The organism is Pseudomonas sp. K5002 (genome assembly GCF_013386655.1).
GTDB lineage: Bacteria > Pseudomonadota > Gammaproteobacteria > Pseudomonadales > Pseudomonadaceae > Aquipseudomonas.
The window spans coordinates 1-1184 of record NZ_JACARK010000839.1; the positions used below are offsets into that span (position 1 = coordinate 1).

1 protein-coding gene and 1 pseudogene are annotated in these 1184 nt (G+C 58.4%); both read right to left on the minus strand.

The window, feature by feature from the left end; genetic code table 11:
* Nucleotides 1-84: 84 nt before the first annotated feature.
* Nucleotides 85-879, minus strand: a complete 795-nt coding sequence (locus HX846_RS29640; protein ID WP_003211295.1) for a class II aldolase/adducin family protein — start codon at nt 877-879, stop codon at nt 85-87.
* 107 nt (nt 880-986) lie between these two features.
* Nucleotides 987-1184: pseudogene (locus tag HX846_RS29645) on the minus strand (LysR family transcriptional regulator); the annotation flags it as partial.

Consider the following 1184-nt stretch of genomic DNA (forward strand, 5'->3'; position numbering starts at 1 on the left):
GCTGTAAGAGCGGAACCAATGGCGGCCATCACCCAAATAACGGATATACACCCACAACCAAGCGTAAATACCAACCCCACAACGTCAAAGTTTGTAATCAGTATCCGTACGCTCCAATTGCCGAATCAACGCATTCCAGTGCCGCGCCACCCCCGGCCCATCCCCGCTCTTGAACACTTCTGCCTGCTTCTCCACCTTGGCCACCACCTCCGCCGGCGGAAAGATCAACTCGGCATTTCCCCCCGCCTGCGCCGCAATCTGGATATTGCACGCCCGCTCCAGCCCCTGCAGCTGCTGGAACGCATGCTCCACACTCACCCCCGCCGTCAGCAATCCATGGTTGCGCAGGATCATCACACTCTTGTCCCCCAGGTCCGCCACCAACCGCTCACGCTCATCCAGGTCAAGGGCCACACCTTCATACCCGTGGTACGCAACGCGCCCGGAAAACCCGATGGAATGCTGGGAGATCGGCAACAACCCGTCCTTCTGCGCCGACACCGCAATACCGTCCCGCGTATGCGTATGCAGCACGGCCTGCAAATCGTGGCGAGCCGCATGGATCGCGCTGTGGATCACATAGCCCGCATAGTTGATCCCCAGGCCCGTAGGGTCATCGACAATCGTGCCGTCGATATCCACCTTGACCAGATTCGAAGCGCTGATCTCATCGAACAACAGCCCGTAGGCATTGATCAGGAAATGCTCCTCAGGCCCCGGCACCCGGGCGGAGAAGTGCGTGTAGATGTGGTCGGTCCACTTGTACAAGGCCGCCAGCCGATAGGCCGCCGCAAGTTTAACGCGCACCTCCCACTCTTCCGGGGTAACCCGCTGGCGGACGTTGTTCGAGACACTGGAGATCGAGGTGACGCTGCTCATGGCAAAACTTCCTGGATGGCCTTAAGGACTTCCAGGCAAGCCTAGGGGATGACCAAAAATAATAAAAAGCACATTTTAATCTAAGCTAATTATTATTTTTTTTCATATCACGCCGCATTGCGCACCTTGTGCAACGACGCCGCCACCAGCTTGCCAAACGCGTCCACCGGCCCTTGCAGGTTGCCCAGGAAATGCGGGTAGATCAGCCACAGGTCCATCACCGGCTTGAAGTCCTTCAGTGGCATGGCCGCCAGTTGATCGCGATGGGCACTGCGCTCCAGCAGCGGGCGTGGCACCAGGCCGAG